We start from the raw sequence: 1,259 nt of genomic DNA on the forward strand, positions 1-1,259 counted from the left end.
CCGAGGCCACCGAGCCCGCCCTCCCGGCAGGCGGCACCCTGCCCTGGATCCTGTCCGCCGCCGCCCCCGCGGCCCTGCGCGGCCAGGCCCGCAACCTCGCCGCGCACGTCACCGCCGCCGGCCCGCACCCCGTCGACGTCGGCCACACCCTGATCACCGCCCGCTCCGTACTGGAGCACCGCGCCGTCGCCCTCGGCACCACCACCGCCGAACTCACCGACGCCCTCACCGCGTTCGCCGACGGCGAGTCCACCGCCCAGGTCGTCGGCGGCACCGCCGACACCGACGGCCGCACCGTGTTCGTCTTCCCGGGCCAGGGCTCCCAGTGGGCCGGCATGGGCGCCGAACTCCTCGACACCTCACCCGTGTTCGCCGAGCGGCTGCACGAGTGCGCCGCCGCGCTCGCCCCGTTCACCGACTGGTCCCTGACCGACGTGATCCGCGGCGCCGACGGCGCGCCCGACTTCGACCGCGTCGACGTCGTCCAGCCCGCCACCTGGGCCGTGATGGTGTCCCTGGCCGAGCTGTGGCGCGCCCACGGCGTCACCCCGGACGCCGTCGTCGGCCACTCCCAGGGCGAGATCGCCGCCGCCGTCGTCTCCGGCGCCCTGTCCCTGGAGGACGGCGCCCGCGTCGTCGCCCTGCGCAGCCGGGCCATCGGCCGCGTCCTGGCCGGGGCCGGCGGCATGATGTCCGTCCAGCTGCCCGCCGCCGAGGCCGAGGAGTACCTGGCCGCCCACGGCGACGCCGTGTCCGTCGCCGCCGTCAACGGACCCCGCTCGGTGGTCCTCGCCGGCACCCCCGACGCGCTCGACGCCCTGCACGCCGAGTTCACCGCCCGGGACGTGCGCGCCCGCCGCGTCGCCGTGGACTACGCCTCCCACTCCCCGCAGGTCGAGCGCGTCCACGACGAACTCCTCGAACTGCTGGCCCCCGTGACGCCCCGCCGGGCTAAGGTGCCGTTCCACTCCACCGTCACCGGCGAGCTCCTCGACACCGCCACCACGGACGCCGCCTACTGGTACCGCAACCTGCGGCAGACCGTCCGCTTCGAGGACGCCGTACGCGCCCTCCTCGACGGCGGACACACCGTGTTCGTCGAGATCAGCCCGCACCCCGTGCTCACCATGGCGGTGCAGGCCACCGCCGAGGAGACCGGCGACCCGGTCGCCGTCACCGGCACCCTGCGCCGCGGACAGGGCGGCACCGGCCGCTTCCTGGCCTCCCTCGCCGAGCAGTGGGTCCGCGGCGGCCGCGCC

At 76.6% G+C, this 1,259-nt stretch carries 1 protein-coding gene; it reads left to right on the forward strand.

Annotation, left to right across the window (positions count from 1 at the left end; all coding sequences use genetic code 11):
• Nucleotides 1-1,259 (forward strand): acyltransferase domain-containing protein (locus B7767_RS37720; RefSeq protein WP_143652867.1); only part of this gene is annotated, 1,259 nt, incomplete at both ends.

Source organism: Streptomyces sp. 13-12-16 (assembly GCF_002114215.1).
Taxonomy (GTDB): Bacteria; Actinomycetota; Actinomycetes; order Streptomycetales; family Streptomycetaceae; genus Streptomyces.